Below are 19,276 nucleotides of genomic sequence, written 5' to 3'. Positions count from 1 at the left end.
AATAGGTTTTATTCAGAAAACTTGTTTAGGCAAATCAGTTAAAAATATGATATGATAAGAAAAAGACTTTATGAAACAAGGGAGAGCGTAATGACTCTAATTTACCAATCAACGAGAGATGCTAAAAACACAGCAACAGCTAGCCAAGCTATTTTAAAAGGATTAGCAACAGATGGTGGCCTCTACACCCCTACTGTTTTTCCAGAAATAAGCTTAGATTTCAACCAATTAAAAGACTTAAGTTACCAAGACATTGCTAAAAAAATCTTGTCAGCTTTTTTAGATGATTTTACACCGGAAGAAATCGCCTATTGTGTATCAAATGCTTATGATGATAAGTTTGATACAGAGTTGATTGCACCAATAGTTAAGTTGAACGGTCAATACCATTTAGAGCTATTTCACGGATCAACCATAGCTTTTAAAGACATGGCCTTATCGATTTTGCCTTACTTGATGACAACTGCCGCTAAAAAACAAGGCGTGGACAATAAAATCGTTATTTTAACAGCCACCTCAGGAGATACAGGAAAAGCAGCCATGGCAGGCTTTGCTGATGTGCCTGGAACAGAAATTTTTGTCTTTTATCCTAAAAATGGCGTGAGTCGTATCCAAGAGTTACAAATGGTTACCCAAGAAGGTGAAAATACGCATGTTCTGGCTATTGATGGGAACTTTGATGATGCCCAAACCAGTGTAAAAGACATGTTTAACGATGAAGAGTTGCGTGCTCTATTACTAGAAAAAGGCATACAATTTTCATCAGCCAACTCCATGAATATTGGCCGTTTGGTTCCTCAAATTGTTTATTATGTTTATGCTTACGCACAACTTCTCAAACAAGGTGAGATTAAAAATGGTGAATTGATTAACTTTTCAGTACCAACTGGTAATTTTGGTAATATTCTCGCTGCTTTTTACGCCTCTAAAATTGGTGTGCCGGTTGGAAAACTTATCTGTGCCTCCAACGAAAACAATGTGTTAACAGATTTCTTTAACACAGCAACCTATGATAAAAATAGACCCTTCAAAGTGACAACAAGTCCTTCAATGGACATTCTTGTGTCATCTAATCTAGAGCGTTTAGTCTTTCACTTAGTAGGCAACGATGCTACAAAAACGCGTGAACTAATGGCGCAATTAGCAAGTGAAGGTAGTTATCAATTACCAGTTAAAGAGGCCTCTATTTTAAATCTTTTTGCCGCTGGCTTTGCTAACCAAGAACAAACGAGTCAGGACATTGCGCGTGTTTATCTTGAAAATCATTATGTTGAGGATCCTCATACAGCCGTTGCATCAAGCGTTTATAAGGATTATCAAGAAAAAACAAAAGATATGACAAAAACAGTTGTCGTATCAACAGCAAGTCCCTATAAATTTCCAACGGTTGTCGTCAAAGCTCTTGAGAAAACAAGTATCACAGATGATTTTGAGGCAGTAAAGAAACTCAAAAAACTCTCTCAAATAGTCATTCCTAAAGCTGTAGACGGCATTGAAAAAGCACCAATTCGTCATCAAACAACCATCGCAACTAAAGACATGAAAGAAACAGTAGAAAGGTATCTAGGACTCTAGTTTTAGAGGTTGTCATTATCTATGCAGCATACTAAAAAAATACTATCTATCGCTGTTCCAGCAATGATGGAAAACATATTACAAATGACGATGGGTTTTGTGGATAGTTATTTAATTGCTCAAATCGGCTTAATTGCAGTTTCAGGCGTTTCAGTGGCTAATAACATTATTAGTATTTACCAAGCGGTCTTTATCGCTCTAGGTTCTAGTGTCGCTAGCCTTGTTGCGAGAAGTTTAGGTGAGAAAAATCACTCTGAAACGCAATTATTGATGCGAGATACTATTATGTTGACGGGACTTCTAAGTCTTGTCTTGGCTTTTTTCTCCATTTTTTGGGGGAGCTGGGTTCTCTCATCTTTGGGGACGACTTTAGCTGTTAGTCAAGCGGGTGCTATTTATCTAGCTATTGTTGGTGGTGGCAGTCTTTTTATGGGACTGATGATTGTTTTTTCAAGTGTTCTAAGAGCTGACAATCGCCCTAAAGTATCTCTTTATGTTACCTTATTTGTTAATTTTTTAAATGTCATCTTTTCTGTTATTGCTATTTTCGTTTTTCACCTAGGCATTGTTGGTGTTGCTGGTGCAACAGTGTTGGCACGATTCATTGGCAGTTTAGCATTGTGGCATCAATTAGGAACATTAAAACAAGATTTTCAGTTTAAATGGCATAAGAATCGGACCCTACTGTCTCTTGCCTTACCGGCTACAGCTGAGCGTTTAATGATGAGATTAGGTGATGTGGTTATCATTGCTATTATTGTCCAACTGGGCACAAAAGCAGTAGCAGGCAATGCTATAGGAGAGACCCTAACCCAGTTCAATTATATGCCAGGTGTTGCTGTGGCAACGGCGACTATTATTTTAGTAGCTGATTATTTAGGTCAAGGCAATCCAAAAACAATTGATAGAATTGTAAAAGAATCTTATTTATTATCAACCCTTGTGATGCTTTGTCTTAGTGTTTTAGTCTTTCTCTTTGGGGGACAGTTATCCTTATTGTTTACTAGTGATCAAGTAGCGATTTCAGCCAGTCTCATTGTTGTTTTTTATTCCTTGATGGGTAGCCCAGCAACCTCTGCAACTCTTATCATGACAGCTGTTTGGCAGGGTTTGGGGCACTCAAGAATTCCTTTTTATGCAACAAGCATTGGCATGTGGGTGATTCGCATTGGTTTTGCCTATCTCTTAAGTATTATTTTAAAAATGGGCCTATCTGGTGTTTGGTTAGCAACTGTTTTAGACAATCTTTTTAGAGGCTTGTTTTTATGGCTTGTTTATAGAAAATATTTTAAACAAAAAATTATTACTTTCTAATCATTTTAATTTTTAACATCAATAAGTAAAAGACTTCTTTTGTAAAAAGAAGTCTTTTACTTATTTTGAGAATTGATTAACGGAATCTGTATTTGAAAAACCATCTTGCTTTTATGACAGTCTAACTAAAAATATCATCTTTAGTTTTTTGAATTATCAAGTGGCTTATTAGGTTAGTTGTTAGATAACTCTTTATTTAGTTGTTTAATAATCCTATAACGTTCAAGAACATTTGAATAGGTTAATAGGGAAGTGGCAAATAGCATCAATATTCCAAGAAATAAAAATGTAAATACAGCTGTTATGATAAAAAGCAAGAGCAGAAAAACTGTAAGAAAGATAAGACATTGCCAAAGGATAACAACAATTTTAGAATTCTTGTTTTCCTGAGTTAAAAATTCCTCATAATCCAAAGAGGAGAAAAAATGCTCTCTTACTTCTATATTATCATAGAGTTTTATGACATATTGTTCTGTAAAGTACAGGGTTATCAGACAAAACACAAGGGCTACTAAAATATTACCAACCATTTGAAGAGAAATAAAGTGTTTATTTAACCAGTTTATCATTGGTAGAGATAGCAAGGTTGCTGCGATATGGATTGAATACCCTCTTAATTTTTTAGGATTACTTGGACTTGAAAAAATCTTTTTTAAGTTAGCATCATAAAAAATATCGTCTTGTTTAAAGGTACCTAAAGAAATTAATGTTTTTTTCATCGTTTTTACCTAAGAGCTAAATAGTGTTTTCTTTCTTTTAATTTAAGGGTAGGGCGAAGTAAATTTAGCACATACCAGAACACCAGACTACTGATTAGAAACAAAGTCACTGAGAAAAACAAAAATAAGAAAACAGATAGTGTCCATAAAACAATCAAAGTCAAAAAGATATACTGATTAATCCTTACATTTTGTTTGGCTTCTTCTATTATTTCCTTTTTTTGTGCTAACGAAAGGGTTAAAGGAATGGCTGGTAATTCTTTATCCAGAGCTTTCAGTTGTTTTCTAGAGTATAAGGTTATTAAAAATAAAAATAGTAACAATAGTATCAAGTTAAATTGAAAATGAGATATTGGTAGATAGAAGTGATCAAGTTGTTTGATAAGACTACCACCAGCAATATAAGCAACCACAAGGTACTTGTTTTCTGGAATAATATTTTGAGGTTCCATCACTTCATAAAATTGGTCGTCTGTTAGATCTACATAAATAAAAGAATTTTTGTTTCTAACTAGGGATAACTTTGTTTTGTCTAGTAACACTGTTTCCTCGCTGCTTATTGGTCTGTTCTTCTTAATGTCAATCAATTCTATTTAAATGAAAACATCATTTTTCAAGTATTATATCATTTTATTAACCAGTTGTAAGTCAGATAGCGGATTAGATTAATTTCCACTTCAACAGAATTTAAGCATATAGAATCAACTGGAGAATAGCAGCAGAATTGTTTCTTATAATTTTGTTTAAAACAAAAGAGTATTGCCCTTATCTTTCTACTACTATAATATACAAAATAGGAAAATACTATTTTTTAAAATAAGTTTTATTTTTGAGGAGTCTCTTATTTATCAAAAAATAATCAAATTTTATTGCCAAATCCCTTGCAATCACTTTGTTATTTTGTTATTATATTCTAGTGCTGTAAAAAAACAGCCTTAGCTTTGATGCAAGAGGTTGCGACACGCTTGGTTGCATTGCCACGCAATCACTTGTCGGTTTTCTTGTGGAGCTAGCCTATTATCTTAAATAGACGAGAGGAGAAAAGATGGCAAATAAAAAAATCCGTATCCGTTTGAAAGCGTACGAACACCGTACACTTGACACAGCGGCAGAAAAAATCGTAGAAACTGCGACACGCACAGGTGCAACAGTTGCTGGTCCTGTACCATTACCAACTGAACGTAGTCTCTATACTGTTATTCGTGCGACTCACAAATATAAAGATTCGCGTGAACAATTTGAAATGCGTACTCACAAACGTCTTATCGACATTGTGAACCCAACGCAAAAAACAGTTGATGCTCTTATGAAGTTAGATCTTCCAAGTGGTGTTAACGTCGAAATCAAACTATAATTTGATTTCAAAAGAGTATGAAAAGCGCTCGTAAAAAAACTTTTCACTATAAAAAAAGAAAAGGAAATATTTTCTCATGACAAAAGGAATCTTAGGGAAAAAAGTGGGAATGACTCAAATCTTCACTGAATCTGGTGAATTTATCCCTGTTACTGTCATTGAAGCAACACCAAACGTTGTTCTTCAAGTGAAAACTGTTGAAACTGATGGCTATGAAGCTATCCAAGTTGGTTTTGATGACAAACGTGATGTATTGAGTAACAAACCTGCCAAAGGTCACGTAGCAAAAGCTAATACGGCTCCTAAGCGCTTCATTCGTGAATTCAAAAACATTGAAGGCTTAGAAGTTGGTTCAGAAATTACTGTAGAAACATTCGCAGCCGGAGATGTTGTAGATGTTACTGGTACTACCAAGGGTAAAGGTTTCCAAGGGGTTATCAAACGCCACGGACAATCTAGAGGGCCAATGGCTCACGGTTCTCGTTACCATCGTCGTCCTGGTTCTATGGGACCTGTTGCTCCAAACCGTGTGTTCAAAAACAAACGTTTGGCAGGACGTATGGGTGGCAAACGCGTGACAATTCAAAACCTTGAAATTGTCCAAGTTATTCCAGAAAAGAATGCTATCCTTATTAAAGGTAATGTACCAGGTGCTAAGAAATCTCTTATCACTATCAAATCAGCAGTTAAAGCTGCTAAATAATTAAAGAAAGGGGAAAACAGTTAAAATGGCAAAAGTAAAACTATTTGACCAAACTGGTAAAGAAGTTAGCGAAGTTGTCTTAAATGACGCTGTGTTTGGTATCGAACCAAATGAATCAGTTGTTTTTGATGTTGTTATTAGCCAACGTGCTAGTCTACGCCAAGGAACACATGCAGTTAAAAACCGCTCTGCTGTCTCTGGTGGCGGTCGCAAACCATGGCGTCAAAAAGGAACTGGACGTGCTCGTCAAGGTTCTATCCGTTCACCACAATGGCGTGGCGGTGGTGTAGTCTTTGGACCAACACCTCGTTCTTATGGCTACAAACTTCCACAAAAAGTTCGTCGTCTTGCTTTGAAATCAGTTTACTCAGCAAAAGTAGCTGAAGAAAAATTTGTAGCTGTAGATGCTCTTTCATTTGCAGCACCAAAAACAGCTGATTTTGCAAAAGTTCTTTCGGCGTTAAATGTCGATTCAAAAGTGCTTGTTATTACTGAAGAGGAAAACAAATTTGCAGCTCTTTCAGCTCGCAACATTCCAAACGTAAAAGTTGCAACTGCAACAACTGCAAGTGTTCTTGATATCGTGAATAGCGATAAACTTCTTGTAACTAAAGAAGCAATCTCTGCAATTGAGGAGGTTCTTGCATAATGAATTTGTACGATGTAATCAAAAAACCAGTTATCACTGAAAAATCTATGCTTGCTCTTGAACAAGGCAAGTACACCTTTGAAGTCGACACTCGCGCTCACAAACTCCTTATCAAACAAGCTGTTGAAGCTGTGTTTGAAGGTGTTAAAGTAGCGAGTATTAGCACTGTTAACGTTAAGCCTAAAGCAAAACGTGTAGGTCGCTATACAGGCTTCACAAGCAAAACTAAAAAAGCAATCGTAACACTTACAGCTGATTCAAAAGCTATTGAGTTGTTTGCGGCAGAAGCAGAATAATCTAAGGAGGAATTAACGTGGGTATTAAAGTTTATAAACCAACGACAAATGGCCGTCGTAACATGACTTCTTTGGATTTTGCTGAAATTACAACAAACACTCCTGAGAAATCATTGCTTGTATCATTGAAGAAAAAAGCTGGCCGTAACAACAAAGGTCGTATTACAGTTCGTCATCACGGTGGAGGACACAAGCGCCATTACCGTTTGGTTGACTTCAAACGTAATAAAGATGGTGTTGAAGCAATCGTTAAAACAATCGAATACGATCCAAACCGTTCAGCAAATATTGCTCTTGTGCACTATGTAGATGGTGTTAAAGCCTATATCATCGCTCCAAAAGGACTTGAAGTAGGTCAACGTATTGTATCTGGACCTGACGCTGATATTAAAGTGGGTAACGCTCTTCCATTAGCTAACATTCCAGTTGGTACAGTTGTTCATAACATAGAATTAAAACCAGGTAAAGGTGGCGCCTTAGTTCGTGCTGCTGGAGCTTCTGCTCAAGTATTGGGAACTGAAGGGAAATACACTTTAGTTCGTTTACAATCAGGTGAAGTTCGCATGATTCTATCAACTTGCCGTGCAACAATCGGTGTTGTAGGAAATGAGCAACAAGGACTTGTTAACCTTGGTAAAGCAGGTCGTAGCAGATGGAAAGGCATCCGTCCTACAGTTCGTGGTTCTGTTATGAACCCTAACGATCACCCACACGGTGGTGGTGAAGGTAAAGCGCCAGTTGGTCGTAAATCACCATCTACACCATGGGGTAAACCAGCACTTGGTCTTAAAACTCGTAATAAGAAAGCTAAATCAGACAAACTTATTATTCGTCGTCGTAACGAAAAATAATAAGATTGCTTAATCCGCCAGCTCGGTAGCGCCAACTAATAGCGCAAGCCGTTGTGGTACACTATTTAAAGGAGAAAAATAAAAATGGGACGTAGTCTTAAAAAAGGACCTTTCGTCGATGAGCATTTAATGAAAAAAGTTGAAGCTCAAGCTAATGACGAAAAGAAAAAAGTTATTAAAACTTGGTCACGTCGTTCAACGATTTTCCCAAGTTTCATCGGATATACAATTGCTGTCTATGATGGACGCAAACATGTGCCGGTATACATTCAAGAAGACATGGTAGGTCACAAACTTGGTGAATTTGCACCAACTCGTACTTACAAAGGTCACGCAGCAGACGACAAGAAAACACGTCGTAAATAATAGGAGGAGGACACAATGGCAGAAATTACTTCAGCTAAAGCAATGGCTCGTACAGTCCGTGTTTCACCTCGTAAAACACGACTTGTTCTTGATCTCATTCGTGGGAAAAGTGTTGCTGATGCAATCGCAATTTTAAAATTCACTCCAAACAAAGCTGCTACAGTGATTGAAAAAGTTTTAAACTCAGCAATCGCCAATGCAGAAAACAACTTTGGTTTGGAAAAAGCTAACTTGGTTGTCTCTGAAACATTTGCAAATGAAGGACCAACAATGAAACGTTTCCGTCCACGTGCAAAAGGATCAGCGTCACCAATCAACAAACGCACTACTCATATCACAGTAGTTGTGGCAGAAAAATAAGGAGGTAAAATCGTGGGTCAAAAAGTACATCCAATTGGTATGCGTGTCGGAATCATCCGTGACTGGGATGCGAAATGGTATGCTGAAAAAGAATACGCGGATTACCTTCATGAAGATCTTGCAATCCGTAAATTCATCCAAAAACAATTAGCTGATGCATCAGTTTCTACAATTGAAATTGAACGCGCAGTTAACAAAGTCATTGTTTCACTTCACACTGCTAAACCAGGTATGGTTATTGGTAAAGGTGGATCAAATGTTGATGTTTTGCGTGCAAAACTTAACAAATTGACTGGTAAACAAGTACATATCAATATTATTGAAATTAAATCACCTGACTTAGATGCACATCTTGTGGGTGAGGGGATTGCACGTCAACTTGAGCAACGTGTTGCTTTCCGTCGTGCACAAAAACAAGCTATTCAACGTACTATGCGTGCAGGTGCTAAAGGAATTAAAACACAAGTATCTGGTCGTTTAAATGGTGCAGATATTGCTCGTAGCGAAGGATATTCAGAAGGTACAGTTCCACTTCATACGCTTCGTGCAGATATTGATTATGCTTGGGAAGAAGCTGATACAACTTATGGTAAGTTAGGTGTTAAAGTCTGGATTTACCGTGGAGAAGTTCTTCCAACTCGTAAAAACACTAAAGGAGGTAAATAACAAATGTTAGTACCTAAACGTGTTAAACACCGTCGTGAATTCCGTGGGAAAATGCGTGGTGAAGCAAAAGGTGGTAAAACTGTAGCATTTGGAGAATATGGTCTTCAAGCAACAACTAGCCACTGGGTAACAAACCGTCAAATAGAAGCTGCTCGTATCGCTATGACGCGTTACATGAAACGTGGCGGTAAAGTTTGGATTAAAATTTTCCCTCATAAATCATACACCGCTAAAGCTATCGGTGTGCGTATGGGATCTGGTAAAGGTGCACCTGAAGGTTGGGTAGCTCCAGTAAAACGTGGTAAAGTGATGTTTGAGCTTGGTGGGGTTTCTGAAGAAATCGCTCGTGAAGCACTTCGTCTTGCAAGCCACAAACTACCAGTTAAATGCAAATTCGTAAAACGTGAAGCAGAATAAGGAGAAGACATGAAACTTCAAGAAATTAAAGATTTTGTAAAAGAACTTCGTGGCTTATCTCAAGAAGAACTTGCTAAAAAAGAAAGCGAACTCAAAAAAGAATTATTTGACCTTCGTTTTCAAGCTGCAGCAGGTCAACTTGATCAAACTGCCCGTTTACACGAAGTGAAAAAGCAAATTGCACGTGTTAAAACTGTGCAATCTGAAATGAAATAATAGATTGGGAAAGGAGAAATTCTAATTATGGAACGTAATCAACGTAAAACCCTAGTTGGACGTGTCGTGTCTGACAAGATGGATAAAACAATCACAGTTGTAGTTGAAACAAAACGTAACCACCCAGTCTATGGTAAACGTATCAACTATTCTAAAAAGTACAAAGCACATGACGAAAACAACATCGCTAAGACTGGCGACAAAGTTCGTATCATGGAAACTCGTCGACTATCAGCTACAAAACGTTTTCGTCTTGTAGAAGTGGTTGAAGAAGCTATAATTATTTAATAAGCCTGAAAGGAGAAAATTAGAATGATTCAACAAGAATCTCGTTTGAAAGTTGCTGATAACAGTGGCGCACGTGAAATCTTGACCATTAAAGTTCTTGGTGGTTCAGGACGTAAGTTCGCAAGCATTGGTGACGTTATCGTTGCATCTGTAAAACAAGCTACTCCTGGTGGCGCTGTTAAAAAAGGTGATGTTGTCAAAGCAGTTATTGTGCGCACTAAATCAGGAGCTCGTCGTCCAGATGGTTCATACATTAAATTTGATGACAATGCTGCAGTTATTATCCGCGATGATAAAACACCTCGTGGAACTCGTATCTTCGGCCCTGTTGCACGTGAATTACGTGAAGGTGGCTACATGAAGATCGTATCACTTGCACCAGAAGTACTTTAATTAAAAAACAAACTAGTCCCCTAGTTTACTAGGGTGCCCATTAGGGCGTAAGAAATTTTAAGGAGAACAACTCAATGTTTGTAAAAAAAGGCGACAAAGTTCGCGTTATCGCTGGTAAAGACAAAGGTGTTGAAGCCGTTGTTTTGACTGCGTTACCAAAAGTTAACAAAGTTATTGTAGAAGGCGTAGCAATGATGAAAAAACATCAACGTCCAAATAATGACAACCCACAAGGGGCAATCATCGAAAAAGAAGCACCAATTCATGTTTCTAACGTACAAGTGTTAGATAAAAACGGTGTTGCTGGACGTGTTGGCTACAAAGTTATTGACGGCAAAAAAGTCCGTTACAACAAAAAATCAGGCGAAGTGCTTGATTAATCACGAAGGAAAGGAGAAGTATAATGGCAAATCGCTTAAAAGAAAAATATCTTAAAGAAGTTATCCCAGCATTAACTGAAAAATTTAATTATTCATCAGTTATGGCTGTACCAAAAGTTGAGAAAATTGTTCTTAACATGGGTGTTGGTGATGCAGTTTCAAACGCTAAAAACTTAGAAAAAGCTGCAGCTGAATTAGCACTTATTTCTGGACAAAAACCACTCATCACTAAAGCTAAAAAATCAATCGCCGGCTTCCGTCTTCGTGAGGGTGTTGCTATCGGTGCTAAAGTAACTCTTCGTGGTGAACGCATGTATGAGTTTCTAGATAAATTAGTATCAGTATCATTACCTCGTGTCCGTGACTTCCACGGCGTTCCAACGAAATCATTTGATGGACGTGGGAACTACACACTTGGTGTTAAAGAACAATTGATTTTCCCAGAAATTAATTTTGATGATGTTGATAAAGTTCGTGGTCTTGACATTGTTATTGTTACAACAGCAAATACCGATGAAGAATCACGTGAATTGCTTAAAGGCTTAGGAATGCCTTTTGCAAAATAACATAGGAGGTAAATATAATGGCTAAAAAATCAATGATTGCTAAGAACAAACGCCCTGCTAAGTTCTCAACGCAAGCTTACACTCGTTGCGAAAGATGTGGCCGCCCACATTCGGTATACCGCAAATTTAAACTTTGCCGTGTTTGCTTCCGTGAATTAGCATACAAAGGACAAATTCCAGGTGTTACTAAAGCATCTTGGTAATCTGAACTTAATTGAACATTAACTAGCAAGTGAGTATTCAAACTACTAGTAAGAGGAGAAAAATAAAATGGTTATGACTGACCCTATTGCAGACTTTTTAACACGCATTCGTAATGCTAATCAAGCAAAACACAGCGTTCTTGAAGCACCTGCATCAAATATTAAAAAAGGAATTGCTGAAATCCTTAAACGTGAAGGTTTTGTAAAAAACGTTGAATATATTGAAGATGACAAACAAGGTGTTATTCGTTTGTTCCTTAAATATGGACAAAACGGTGAGCGTGTTATCACTAACTTAAAACGTATTTCAAAACCAGGTCTTCGTGTTTACACAAAACGTGAAGATATTCCAAAAGTTCTTAATGGACTTGGAATTGCAATCATTTCAACTTCTGAAGGTCTTTTGACTGATAAAGAAGCACGCCAAAAAAATGTTGGTGGAGAAGTGCTTGCATACGTTTGGTAAGAATTATTCTTATCACCCCGTGAAAACTAGTCATACTATGACTTGACAATCTAACAGGAGAAAATAAATATGTCACGTATTGGTAATAAAGTTATCACATTACCTGCTGGTGTTGAAATCACCAATAAAGATAATGTTGTAACTGTCAAAGGCCCAAAAGGCGAACTTACTCGTGAGTTCAATAAAAACATTGAAATTAAAATTGATGGTAGTGAAATTTCACTTCATCGTCCAAACGACTCAAAAGAAATGAAAACCATCCATGGAACAACTCGTGCCAACCTAAATAATATGGTCGTTGGTGTTTCAGAAGGATTTAAAAAAGCTCTTGAAATGCGTGGTGTTGGTTACCGTGCTCAACTTCAAGGGAATAAGTTAGTTCTTTCAGTTGGTAAATCTCACCAAGATGAAGTGGTTGCTCCAGAAGGTATCACATTTGAAGTTCCTTCAGCAACATCAATTCTTGTCAGTGGGATTAACAAAGAAGTTGTTGGACAAACTGCGGCTTATATCCGTAGCCTTCGTACACCAGAACCTTATAAAGGTAAAGGAATCCGTTACGTTGGAGAATTTGTTCGACTTAAAGAAGGTAAAACAGGTAAATAATAAGGTGTGGTATCTTTGTAAACAATGGTTTACAAAGCACCTACCACCTAATTACATTAACTGTTTTCAATATTAAAAAATAAGAGGTGAAAATTGTGATTTCGAAACCAGATAAAAATAAAATCCGCCAAAAACGCCGTCGTCGCGTACGCGGTAAAGTTTCTGGAACTGCGGATCGCCCACGTTTGAACGTATTTCGTTCTAATACAGGCATCTACGCTCAATTGATTGATGACGTAGCGGGTGTCACGCTCGCAAGCGCTTCAACTCTTGATAAAGACGTTTCAAAAGGAACTAAAACTGAACAAGCCGTTGTTGTTGGTAAACTGATTGCTGAACGCGCAGGAGCTAAAGGTATTTCTGAAGTGGTGTTTGACCGCGGTGGATATCTCTATCACGGCCGTGTTAAAGCTTTAGCTGATGCAGCTCGTGAAAACGGATTGAAATTCTAATAGGGAGGACACTTAATAATGGCATTTAAAGATAATGCAGTAGAACTTGAAGAACGCGTTGTTGCAATTAACCGTGTTACAAAAGTTGTAAAAGGTGGACGTCGTCTTCGCTTTGCTGCTCTAGTAGTTGTTGGTGATCGTAACGGTCACGTAGGTTTTGGTACAGGGAAAGCCCAAGAAGTGCCTGAAGCTATTCGTAAAGCAGTGGAAGCTGCTAAGAAAAACATGATTGAAGTTCCAATGGTTGGCACAACAATTCCTCACGAGGTTCGCTCAAACTATAGCGGTGCTCGTGTATTGTTGAAACCTGCTATCGAGGGTTCTGGTGTAGCTGCAGGTGGTGCAGTTCGTGCCGTTGTCGAATTAGCGGGTGTTGCTGATGTAACTTCTAAATCATTAGGTTCAAACACTCCAATCAACATTGTTCGTGCAACTGTTGAAGGATTGAAACAATTAAAACGCGCTGAAGAGGTTGCCGCACTTCGTGGTGTTCCTGTTTCAGAGTTAGGATAAGAAGGGAGATATCATGGCTCAAATTAAAATTACTTTGACTAAGTCTCCAATCGGACGCCTTCCAGCACAACGTAAAACAGTTGTTGCACTTGGACTTGGTAAACTAAATAGTTCTGTTGTTAAAGATGATACACCAGCTATTCGTGGTATGGTCAACACAGTATCTCATTTAGTCACTGTAGAAGACGTAAACTAAAAATAATAACCAAGACACTTTGATTTTTTCATGGTGTCTTGAACTGAATTAACGTATAGGCGAGTTTTTGTAGAGAGAACCTTATCTTTACAAAGGCGTTAGCATTTTACAAAAAGGAGAAAAAATGAAAATTCATGAATTAAAACCTGCTGAAGGTTCTCGTAAAGTACGCAATCGTGTTGGTCGTGGATCATCATCTGGTAATGGTAAGACATCTGGTCGTGGTCAAAAAGGGCAAAAAGCTCGTAGCGGTGGTAAAGTTCGTTTAGGTTTTGAAGGTGGACAAACACCATTGTTCCGTCGCATGCCAAAACGTGGATTTACTAACATTAACGCAAAAGAGTATGCTTTAGTAAATCTTGATCAATTAAATATTTTTGAAGATGGTACAGAAGTAACACCAGTTGTTCTTGTTGAATCAGGGCTTGTAAAAGCTGAAAAATCAGGAATCAAAATTCTTGGTAATGGCGAATTAACTAAAAAATTGACAGTTAAAGCATCTAAGTTTTCTAAGAGTGCTGAAGCTGCAATTGTTGCTAAAGGTGGTTCTGTTGAAGTCATCTAATGAGAGGTAGCTCATTATGTTTTTTAAATTACTGAAAGATGCTTTAAAGATAAAAAATGTTAGGAAAAAAATTCTTTTTACTATCTTTATTATCTTTGTTTTCCGTGTTGGTACTCATATTACAGTACCTGGAATTAACGCAAAAAGCCTTGAGCAGTTGAGCGATTTACCTTTCTTAAATATGCTTAATCTTGTGAGTGGTAACGCCATGAGAAACTTCTCTGTTTTTGCTCTTGGAGTAAGTCCTTACATTACCGCTTCGATTGTTGTACAGTTGCTTCAAATGGATATCTTACCTAAGTTTGTTGAATGGGGCAAACAAGGAGAAGTTGGTAGAAGAAAATTAAATCAGGCTACTCGATATATTTCCTTGTTTCTTGCTTTCTTCCAATCTATTGGGATTACAGCAGGGTTTAGTGCCCTATCAACAGTTGCTTTAGTAGAAACACCTAATGCACAAACATATATTCTCATTGGATGCATATTAACGACAGGAAGCTTGATTGTCACTTGGTTGGGAGAACAAATCTCTGATAAAGGATTTGGTAATGGCGTTTCGATGATAATCTTTTCAGGGATTATTTCTGCTATACCAGGCTCTATCTCAACTATCTATGAAGATTACTTTGTCAATATTCGCCCAAGTGAATTGACAAATTCTATAATATTTATTAGTATCTTTACTTTAGCTGTTCTTGCAATTGTTTTCTTTACAACGTTTGTGCAACAGGCTGAGTATAAGATTCCAATACAATACACTAAGAGAGCTCAAGGAGCTCCAACAAGTTCATACCTGCCTCTAAAAGTTAATCCAGCAGGTGTGATACCTGTCATTTTTGCGAGTTCTATCACAACTATTCCAGGAACCTTGGTTCAATTCCTCCAAACAGGAAATCAAGATATTCCTTGGTTAAACACCCTAAGTCAAGCGTTAAACTTCCAAAATCCAGCTGGAATGGTTGTTTACGCCATCTTAATTGTTTTATTCTCATTCTTTTATACTTTTGTTCAGGTAAACCCTGAAAAAACAGCAGAGAATTTACAAAAAGGGGCGTCATATATACCAAGTGTTAGACCTGGACGTGAGACTCAAGACTACATGACTTCTTTACTCAAAAAATTGGCTACAGTAGGATCGCTTTTCCTAGCGTTTGTTGCTTTAACGCCAATTGCAGCTCAACAGCTTTTTGGTTTATCATCAACCGTTGCTTTAGGAGGAACAAGTTTGTTAATCCTTATTTCGACAGGTATTGAAGGTATGAAACAGCTTGAGGGCTATCTTTTGAAGAAGAAATATGTTGGTTTCATTAACATAACTGAATAGAATATAGGTTGACTTTGTCAACCTTCTATTTTATTTTATGAGTCACTAGTGAATGACAAAATAGATGGAGAAAAAAATGAATCTTTTAATTATGGGACTTCCGGGTGCAGGAAAAGGAACACAGGCGGCTAAAATTGTTGAAAAATTTGGTATTATCCACATTTCTACAGGAGACATGTTTAGATCTGCCATCGCTAACCAAACTAAGATGGGAATTTTAGCTAAGTCATATATGGATAAGGGAGAATTAGTTCCCGATGAAGTGACTAATGGTATTGTCAAAGAGCGATTAGCACAAGCCGACGTTTCTGAAAAAGGTTTTCTGCTAGATGGTTATCCAAGAACAATTGAACAAGCTGATGCCCTAGATGCTATTTTGAGTGAGTTGGACATGTCGCTAGATGGTGTTGTTAATATTGAAGTTGACCCATCACTTCTCTTAGAACGCTTAAGTGGTCGTATTATTCATCGTGAAACGGGGGAGACTTTCCATAAAGTATTTAACCCACCAGCAGCTGGATATGATGAAAATGATTATTATCAACGTGAAGATGATAAACCAGAAACGGTTAAACGTCGCTTAGATATTAACATCGAACAAGGAACACCGATTATTGCTCACTATCGTAAAAAAGGTATCGTCCATGATATCGAAGGAAATGATGAAATCGATGCAGTGTTTGCAAACATTTCAAAGGTTATTTCGTCTTTGTAACAAATGATTAAACTTACTTGCATAAGACTATAAGACGTGATATAATAGGCTAGTCTGACTTATAACTGTTACCTCTATTTTATAGAGGGAATCAAATCGAAATTTAGGGGGTGCTTTTGCGTGGCAAAAGAAGATGTGATTGAAATTGAAGGTAAAGTTGTTGAAACAATGCCTAATGCAATGTTCACTGTTGAATTGGAAAATGGGCATCAAATTCTAGCAACTGTATCAGGAAAGATCCGAAAGAATTATATTCGTATTTTAGTAGGTGATAGAGTTACTGTAGAGATGAGTCCATATGATTTAACAAGAGGACGTATCACATACCGCTTTAAATAATCGAAATAATTGGAGGGATTAAAAATGAAGGTAAGACCATCGGTTAAACCAATTTGCGAATACTGTAAAGTAATTCGCCGTAATGGCCGTGTTATGGTAATTTGTCCTACAAATCCAAAACACAAACAACGTCAAGGATAAAAATAGAAAGGAGAAAAAATGGCTCGTATAGCTGGAGTTGATATACCAAATGATAAACGTGTTGTCATTTCATTAACATACATTTATGGCATTGGTTTGCAAACCTCTAAAAAAGTTTTAGAAGCTGCAGGTGTTTCAGAAGATGTTCGCGTTAAAGATTTAACATCAGATCAAGAAGATGCTATCCGTCGTGAAGTGGATAAAATCAAAATTGAAGGTGATCTTCGTCGTGAAGTGAACTTGAACATCAAACGTTTGATGGAAATTGGATCATATCGTGGTATCCGTCATCGTCGTGGACTACCTGTCCGTGGACAAAACACAAAAAATAATGCCCGCACTCGTAAAGGTAAAGCAGTAGCGATTGCTGGTAAGAAAAAATAAGAAATAAAATAGGAGGTAAAGAAATTGGCTAAACCAACACGTAAGCGTCGTGTGAAAAAGAATATCGAATCTGGTATTGCTCATATTCATGCAACGTTTAACAATACTATTGTTATGATTACTGATGTGCATGGTAATGCTCTTGCATGGTCATCAGCTGGTGCACTTGGTTTTAAAGGTTCTCGTAAATCAACACCATTTGCTGCACAAATGGCTGCAGAAGCAGCGGCAAAGTCAGCACAAGAACATGGCGTAAAAACAGTTGAAGTAACTGTTAAAGGCCCTGGTTCAGGTCGTGAATCTGCTATTCGTGCTCTTGCAGCTGCAGGACTAGAAGTAACAGCTATTCGTGACGTGACACCTGTACCACATAATGGTGCTCGCCCTCCAAAACGTCGTCGTGTATAATCGTAAAAAACAACTAGTACACAACTTTTCGTTTAAGAGGGAGTAACGACATGATTGAGTTTGAAAAACCAAAAATAACAAAAATTGATGAAAATAAAGATTACGGAAGATTTGTCATCGAACCACTAGAACGTGGCTATGGAACAACTCTCGGTAATTCACTTCGTCGAGTTCTTTTATCTTCACTTCCAGGTGCAGCAGTAACATCTATTAAAATTGATGGAGTACTCCATGAATTTGATACTATTCCTGGTGTGCGTGAAGATGTGATGCAAATTATTCTTAATATTAAAGGACTTGCTGTAAAATCTCACGTTGAAGACGAAAAGACAATTGAACTTGATGTTCAAGGACCTATGGAAGTTACCGCAGGAGATATTTTAACAGATAGTGATATTGAAATTGTTAATCCAGATCACTATTTATTTACTATTCTTGAGGGAGCTAGCTTTAGAGCAACATTGACTGTTGCAACAAAAAGAGGTTACGTTCCTGCTGAAGAGAATAAAAAAGAAAATGCACCTGTAGGAACATTGGCAGTAGATTCAATCTATACGCCTGTTAAAAAAGTTAACTATCAAGTTGAACCTGCCCGTGTCGGTAGTAATGATGGCTTTGATAAATTAACGATTGAAATTATGACTAATGGTACAATCATACCCGAGGATGCTTTGGGCTTATCTGCTCGTGTTTTAATTGAGCACTTAAATCTTTTCACTGATTTGACAGAAATTGCAAAAACAACTGAAGTCATGAAAGAAACTGAGAAAGCTTCCAATGAAAAAGTATTCGATCGTACTATTGAAGAACTTGATTTATCTGTTCGATCATATAACTGTTTGAAACGTGCAGGCATTAATACTGTTTACGATTTAACAGAAAAGACAGAACCAGAAATGATGAAAGTTAGAAATCTTGGTCGTAAGAGTTTAGAAGAAGTGAAATTAAAACTTTCTGAACTTGGTCTAGGATTAAAAAACGATAAATAAAACAGGAGGAAAAAATGGCTTACCGTAAACTAGGACGCACTAGCTCACAACGTAAAGCAATGCTTCGTGATTTGACGACAGATCTTCTTATAAATGAATCTATTGTGACAACAGAAGCTCGTGCAAAAGAAATTCGTAAAACCGTTGAAAAAATGATTACTCTTGGTAAACGTGGTGATTTACACGCTCGTCGCCAGGCAGCAGCATTTGTTCGCAACGAAATTGCATCAGAAAACTTTGATGAAGCTACTGAAAAGTACACATCTACATCTGCATTGCAAAAACTATTCACTGAAATTGCACCACGTTATGCAGAACGTAATGGAGGATACACTCGTATTCTTAAAACAGAACCACGCCGTGGGGATGCTGCACCAATGGCAATTATTGAATTAGTATAATTTTTATCAATTTTGTTGAGTGTTATGATGATGGAATACTATTATTCTTAGTCTAGCTCTGGTCTACCGCCGATTACTTTCGGCGGTAACACTCATCATATTGCTATCTAACGCTTACGCTTGTTTACGACATTTTTTTATCTGTGGTATAAAAAAATGTCGTAAGCAGGCGTTTTTATTAAAAATCATTTTATTGTTAAAAAACATATGTTTATAGTATAATGATATTGTTACCCTTAATGATTTACTATTTTAAAATCATTAATAATACTTTGTTTATCTTATAGATTAAGTAATTGTAGAAATAATATAAAATTATTTTTTCTTTTTCTTAAAAATGTATTGACAAAGCTTAGCTGAGGTGCTAGAATATAATAGTTGTCTCGAAAGAGCATGACCTTTGAAAACTGAACAAGACAAGAAACCAAACGTGCAGGGTTATGAAAGTAACCTGTCAAAAA

General features: G+C 37.2%; 33 protein-coding genes. 31 read left to right on the top strand and 2 right to left on the bottom strand.

Features of this window, described 5'->3' with window-relative positions; genetic code table 11:
- The first annotated feature begins 90 nt into the window (after positions 1–90).
- Together thrC and N7659_RS06490 are read left to right on the top strand one after the other, a co-directional pair.
- Positions 91–1,575 (top strand): threonine synthase, encoded by a 1,485-nt coding sequence (gene thrC / locus N7659_RS06495; RefSeq protein WP_263276350.1) that lies wholly within the window; start codon positions 91–93, stop codon positions 1,573–1,575.
- 21 nt (positions 1,576–1,596) lie between these two features.
- Entirely contained in the window at positions 1,597–2,889 is a 1,293-nt protein-coding gene (locus N7659_RS06490; protein WP_263276349.1) for an MATE family efflux transporter, read from the top strand.
- A gap of 173 nt (positions 2,890–3,062) precedes the next feature.
- On the opposite strand, the gene N7659_RS06485 is transcribed toward N7659_RS06490, so the two are convergent.
- Complete coding sequence (locus N7659_RS06485) at positions 3,063–3,608, bottom strand: hypothetical protein (RefSeq protein WP_263276348.1); 546 nt, start codon at positions 3,606–3,608, stop codon at positions 3,063–3,065.
- Positions 3,609–3,613: 5 nt separating this feature from the next.
- A complete protein-coding gene (locus N7659_RS06480; RefSeq protein WP_263276347.1) occupies positions 3,614–4,150 on the bottom strand; it encodes a hypothetical protein in 537 nt (178 codons plus the stop codon).
- A gap of 503 nt (positions 4,151–4,653) precedes the next feature.
- Here N7659_RS06480 and rpsJ point away from each other — a divergent pair.
- The 29 genes from rpsJ (at position 4,654) to rplQ (ending at position 18,815) form a co-directional block, all read left to right on the top strand.
- Positions 4,654–4,962, top strand: a complete 309-nt coding sequence (gene rpsJ / locus N7659_RS06475; RefSeq protein ID WP_018369818.1) for a 30S ribosomal protein S10 — start codon at positions 4,654–4,656, stop codon at positions 4,960–4,962.
- A gap of 76 nt (positions 4,963–5,038) precedes the next feature.
- Positions 5,039–5,665 carry a 50S ribosomal protein L3 gene (gene rplC / locus N7659_RS06470; protein ID WP_199568266.1) on the top strand — a complete coding sequence of 209 codons (627 nt, stop codon included), beginning with the start codon at positions 5,039–5,041 and terminating at the stop codon, positions 5,663–5,665.
- A 25-nt stretch (positions 5,666–5,690) separates the two neighbouring features.
- Positions 5,691–6,314, top strand: coding sequence for a 50S ribosomal protein L4 (gene rplD / locus N7659_RS06465; protein ID WP_199568267.1), 624 nt, complete (start codon positions 5,691–5,693; stop codon positions 6,312–6,314).
- Positions 6,314–6,610 (top strand): 50S ribosomal protein L23, encoded by a 297-nt coding sequence (locus tag N7659_RS06460; RefSeq protein ID WP_199568268.1) that lies wholly within the window; start codon positions 6,314–6,316, stop codon positions 6,608–6,610. Before rplD ends, N7659_RS06460 begins: the two co-directional genes overlap by 1 nt.
- A 17-nt stretch (positions 6,611–6,627) precedes the next feature.
- Positions 6,628–7,461 carry a 50S ribosomal protein L2 gene (gene rplB, locus N7659_RS06455; RefSeq protein ID WP_199568269.1) on the top strand — a complete coding sequence of 278 codons (834 nt, stop codon included), beginning with the start codon at positions 6,628–6,630 and terminating at the stop codon, positions 7,459–7,461.
- An 84-nt stretch (positions 7,462–7,545) separates the two neighbouring features.
- Positions 7,546–7,827 (top strand): 30S ribosomal protein S19, encoded by a 282-nt coding sequence (gene rpsS / locus N7659_RS06450; RefSeq protein WP_000533766.1) that lies wholly within the window; start codon positions 7,546–7,548, stop codon positions 7,825–7,827.
- A gap of 15 nt (positions 7,828–7,842) precedes the next feature.
- The gene (rplV, locus tag N7659_RS06445; RefSeq protein ID WP_199568270.1) at positions 7,843–8,187 is read left to right on the top strand and encodes a 50S ribosomal protein L22; all 345 of its coding nucleotides are present in this window, start codon (positions 7,843–7,845) and stop codon (positions 8,185–8,187) included.
- A 12-nt stretch (positions 8,188–8,199) separates the two neighbouring features.
- Positions 8,200–8,853 (top strand): 30S ribosomal protein S3, encoded by a 654-nt coding sequence (gene rpsC / locus N7659_RS06440; protein ID WP_199568271.1) that lies wholly within the window; start codon positions 8,200–8,202, stop codon positions 8,851–8,853.
- Between the two features lie 3 nt (positions 8,854–8,856).
- Positions 8,857–9,270 carry a 50S ribosomal protein L16 gene (gene rplP / locus N7659_RS06435; protein ID WP_199568272.1) on the top strand — a complete coding sequence of 138 codons (414 nt, stop codon included), beginning with the start codon at positions 8,857–8,859 and terminating at the stop codon, positions 9,268–9,270.
- A gap of 9 nt (positions 9,271–9,279) precedes the next feature.
- Positions 9,280–9,486, top strand: a complete 207-nt coding sequence (gene rpmC / locus N7659_RS06430; protein ID WP_199568273.1) for a 50S ribosomal protein L29 — start codon at positions 9,280–9,282, stop codon at positions 9,484–9,486.
- Positions 9,487–9,513: 27 nt separating this feature from the next.
- Positions 9,514–9,774: a 30S ribosomal protein S17 gene (gene rpsQ / locus N7659_RS06425; RefSeq protein WP_018369827.1), complete on the top strand. Its 261-nt coding sequence runs from the start codon at positions 9,514–9,516 to the stop codon at positions 9,772–9,774.
- A 24-nt stretch (positions 9,775–9,798) separates the two neighbouring features.
- Positions 9,799–10,167: a 50S ribosomal protein L14 gene (gene rplN, locus N7659_RS06420; RefSeq protein ID WP_199568274.1), complete on the top strand. Its 369-nt coding sequence runs from the start codon at positions 9,799–9,801 to the stop codon at positions 10,165–10,167.
- 74 nt (positions 10,168–10,241) lie between these two features.
- The gene (rplX, locus tag N7659_RS06415) at positions 10,242–10,547 is read left to right on the top strand and encodes a 50S ribosomal protein L24 (RefSeq protein ID WP_199568275.1); all 306 of its coding nucleotides are present in this window, start codon (positions 10,242–10,244) and stop codon (positions 10,545–10,547) included.
- Between the two features lie 23 nt (positions 10,548–10,570).
- Entirely contained in the window at positions 10,571–11,113 is a 543-nt protein-coding gene (gene rplE, locus N7659_RS06410; protein WP_018369830.1) for a 50S ribosomal protein L5, read from the top strand.
- 17 nt (positions 11,114–11,130) lie between these two features.
- Positions 11,131–11,316 (top strand): type Z 30S ribosomal protein S14, encoded by a 186-nt coding sequence (locus N7659_RS06405; RefSeq protein ID WP_001085699.1) that lies wholly within the window; start codon positions 11,131–11,133, stop codon positions 11,314–11,316.
- A 67-nt stretch (positions 11,317–11,383) separates the two neighbouring features.
- The gene (rpsH, locus tag N7659_RS06400) at positions 11,384–11,782 is read left to right on the top strand and encodes a 30S ribosomal protein S8 (protein ID WP_263276346.1); all 399 of its coding nucleotides are present in this window, start codon (positions 11,384–11,386) and stop codon (positions 11,780–11,782) included.
- Between the two features lie 69 nt (positions 11,783–11,851).
- Positions 11,852–12,388 (top strand): 50S ribosomal protein L6, encoded by a 537-nt coding sequence (rplF, locus tag N7659_RS06395; protein ID WP_263276345.1) that lies wholly within the window; start codon positions 11,852–11,854, stop codon positions 12,386–12,388.
- 95 nt (positions 12,389–12,483) lie between these two features.
- Entirely contained in the window at positions 12,484–12,840 is a 357-nt protein-coding gene (rplR, locus tag N7659_RS06390; RefSeq protein WP_026216744.1) for a 50S ribosomal protein L18, read from the top strand.
- Positions 12,841–12,858: 18 nt separating this feature from the next.
- A complete protein-coding gene (gene rpsE / locus N7659_RS06385) occupies positions 12,859–13,353 on the top strand; it encodes a 30S ribosomal protein S5 (protein ID WP_199568278.1) in 495 nt (164 codons plus the stop codon).
- Between the two features lie 13 nt (positions 13,354–13,366).
- Complete coding sequence (gene rpmD, locus N7659_RS06380) at positions 13,367–13,549, top strand: 50S ribosomal protein L30 (RefSeq protein WP_199568279.1); 183 nt, start codon at positions 13,367–13,369, stop codon at positions 13,547–13,549.
- A gap of 124 nt (positions 13,550–13,673) precedes the next feature.
- On the top strand, positions 13,674–14,114 hold the full coding sequence (gene rplO, locus N7659_RS06375) for a 50S ribosomal protein L15 (RefSeq protein ID WP_199568280.1): 441 nt from the start codon (positions 13,674–13,676) through the stop codon (positions 14,112–14,114).
- Between the two features lie 16 nt (positions 14,115–14,130).
- Positions 14,131–15,438, top strand: a complete 1,308-nt coding sequence (secY, locus tag N7659_RS06370) for a preprotein translocase subunit SecY (RefSeq protein WP_263276344.1) — start codon at positions 14,131–14,133, stop codon at positions 15,436–15,438.
- A 76-nt stretch (positions 15,439–15,514) separates the two neighbouring features.
- Complete coding sequence (locus N7659_RS06365; RefSeq protein ID WP_263276343.1) at positions 15,515–16,153, top strand: adenylate kinase; 639 nt, start codon at positions 15,515–15,517, stop codon at positions 16,151–16,153.
- 120 nt (positions 16,154–16,273) lie between these two features.
- Positions 16,274–16,492 (top strand): translation initiation factor IF-1, encoded by a 219-nt coding sequence (gene infA, locus N7659_RS06360; RefSeq protein ID WP_001040189.1) that lies wholly within the window; start codon positions 16,274–16,276, stop codon positions 16,490–16,492.
- Positions 16,493–16,516: 24 nt separating this feature from the next.
- Positions 16,517–16,633 (top strand): 50S ribosomal protein L36, encoded by a 117-nt coding sequence (gene rpmJ, locus N7659_RS06355; protein WP_000868345.1) that lies wholly within the window; start codon positions 16,517–16,519, stop codon positions 16,631–16,633.
- 18 nt (positions 16,634–16,651) lie between these two features.
- The gene (rpsM, locus tag N7659_RS06350) at positions 16,652–17,017 is read left to right on the top strand and encodes a 30S ribosomal protein S13 (protein ID WP_199568283.1); all 366 of its coding nucleotides are present in this window, start codon (positions 16,652–16,654) and stop codon (positions 17,015–17,017) included.
- A 24-nt stretch (positions 17,018–17,041) separates the two neighbouring features.
- Complete coding sequence (gene rpsK, locus N7659_RS06345) at positions 17,042–17,425, top strand: 30S ribosomal protein S11 (RefSeq protein WP_199568284.1); 384 nt, start codon at positions 17,042–17,044, stop codon at positions 17,423–17,425.
- Positions 17,426–17,475: 50 nt separating this feature from the next.
- On the top strand, positions 17,476–18,414 hold the full coding sequence (locus tag N7659_RS06340; RefSeq protein ID WP_199568285.1) for a DNA-directed RNA polymerase subunit alpha: 939 nt from the start codon (positions 17,476–17,478) through the stop codon (positions 18,412–18,414).
- 14 nt (positions 18,415–18,428) lie between these two features.
- Positions 18,429–18,815: a 50S ribosomal protein L17 gene (gene rplQ, locus N7659_RS06335; protein WP_263276342.1), complete on the top strand. Its 387-nt coding sequence runs from the start codon at positions 18,429–18,431 to the stop codon at positions 18,813–18,815.
- The last annotated feature ends 461 nt before the right edge of the window (positions 18,816–19,276 follow it).

The organism is Streptococcus sp. CSL10205-OR2, from assembly GCF_025660655.1.
Lineage (GTDB): Bacteria > Bacillota > Bacilli > Lactobacillales > Streptococcaceae > Streptococcus.
Note: the sequence above shows the minus strand (reverse complement) of the source record. Positions and strands in the feature narration are given on the sequence as shown.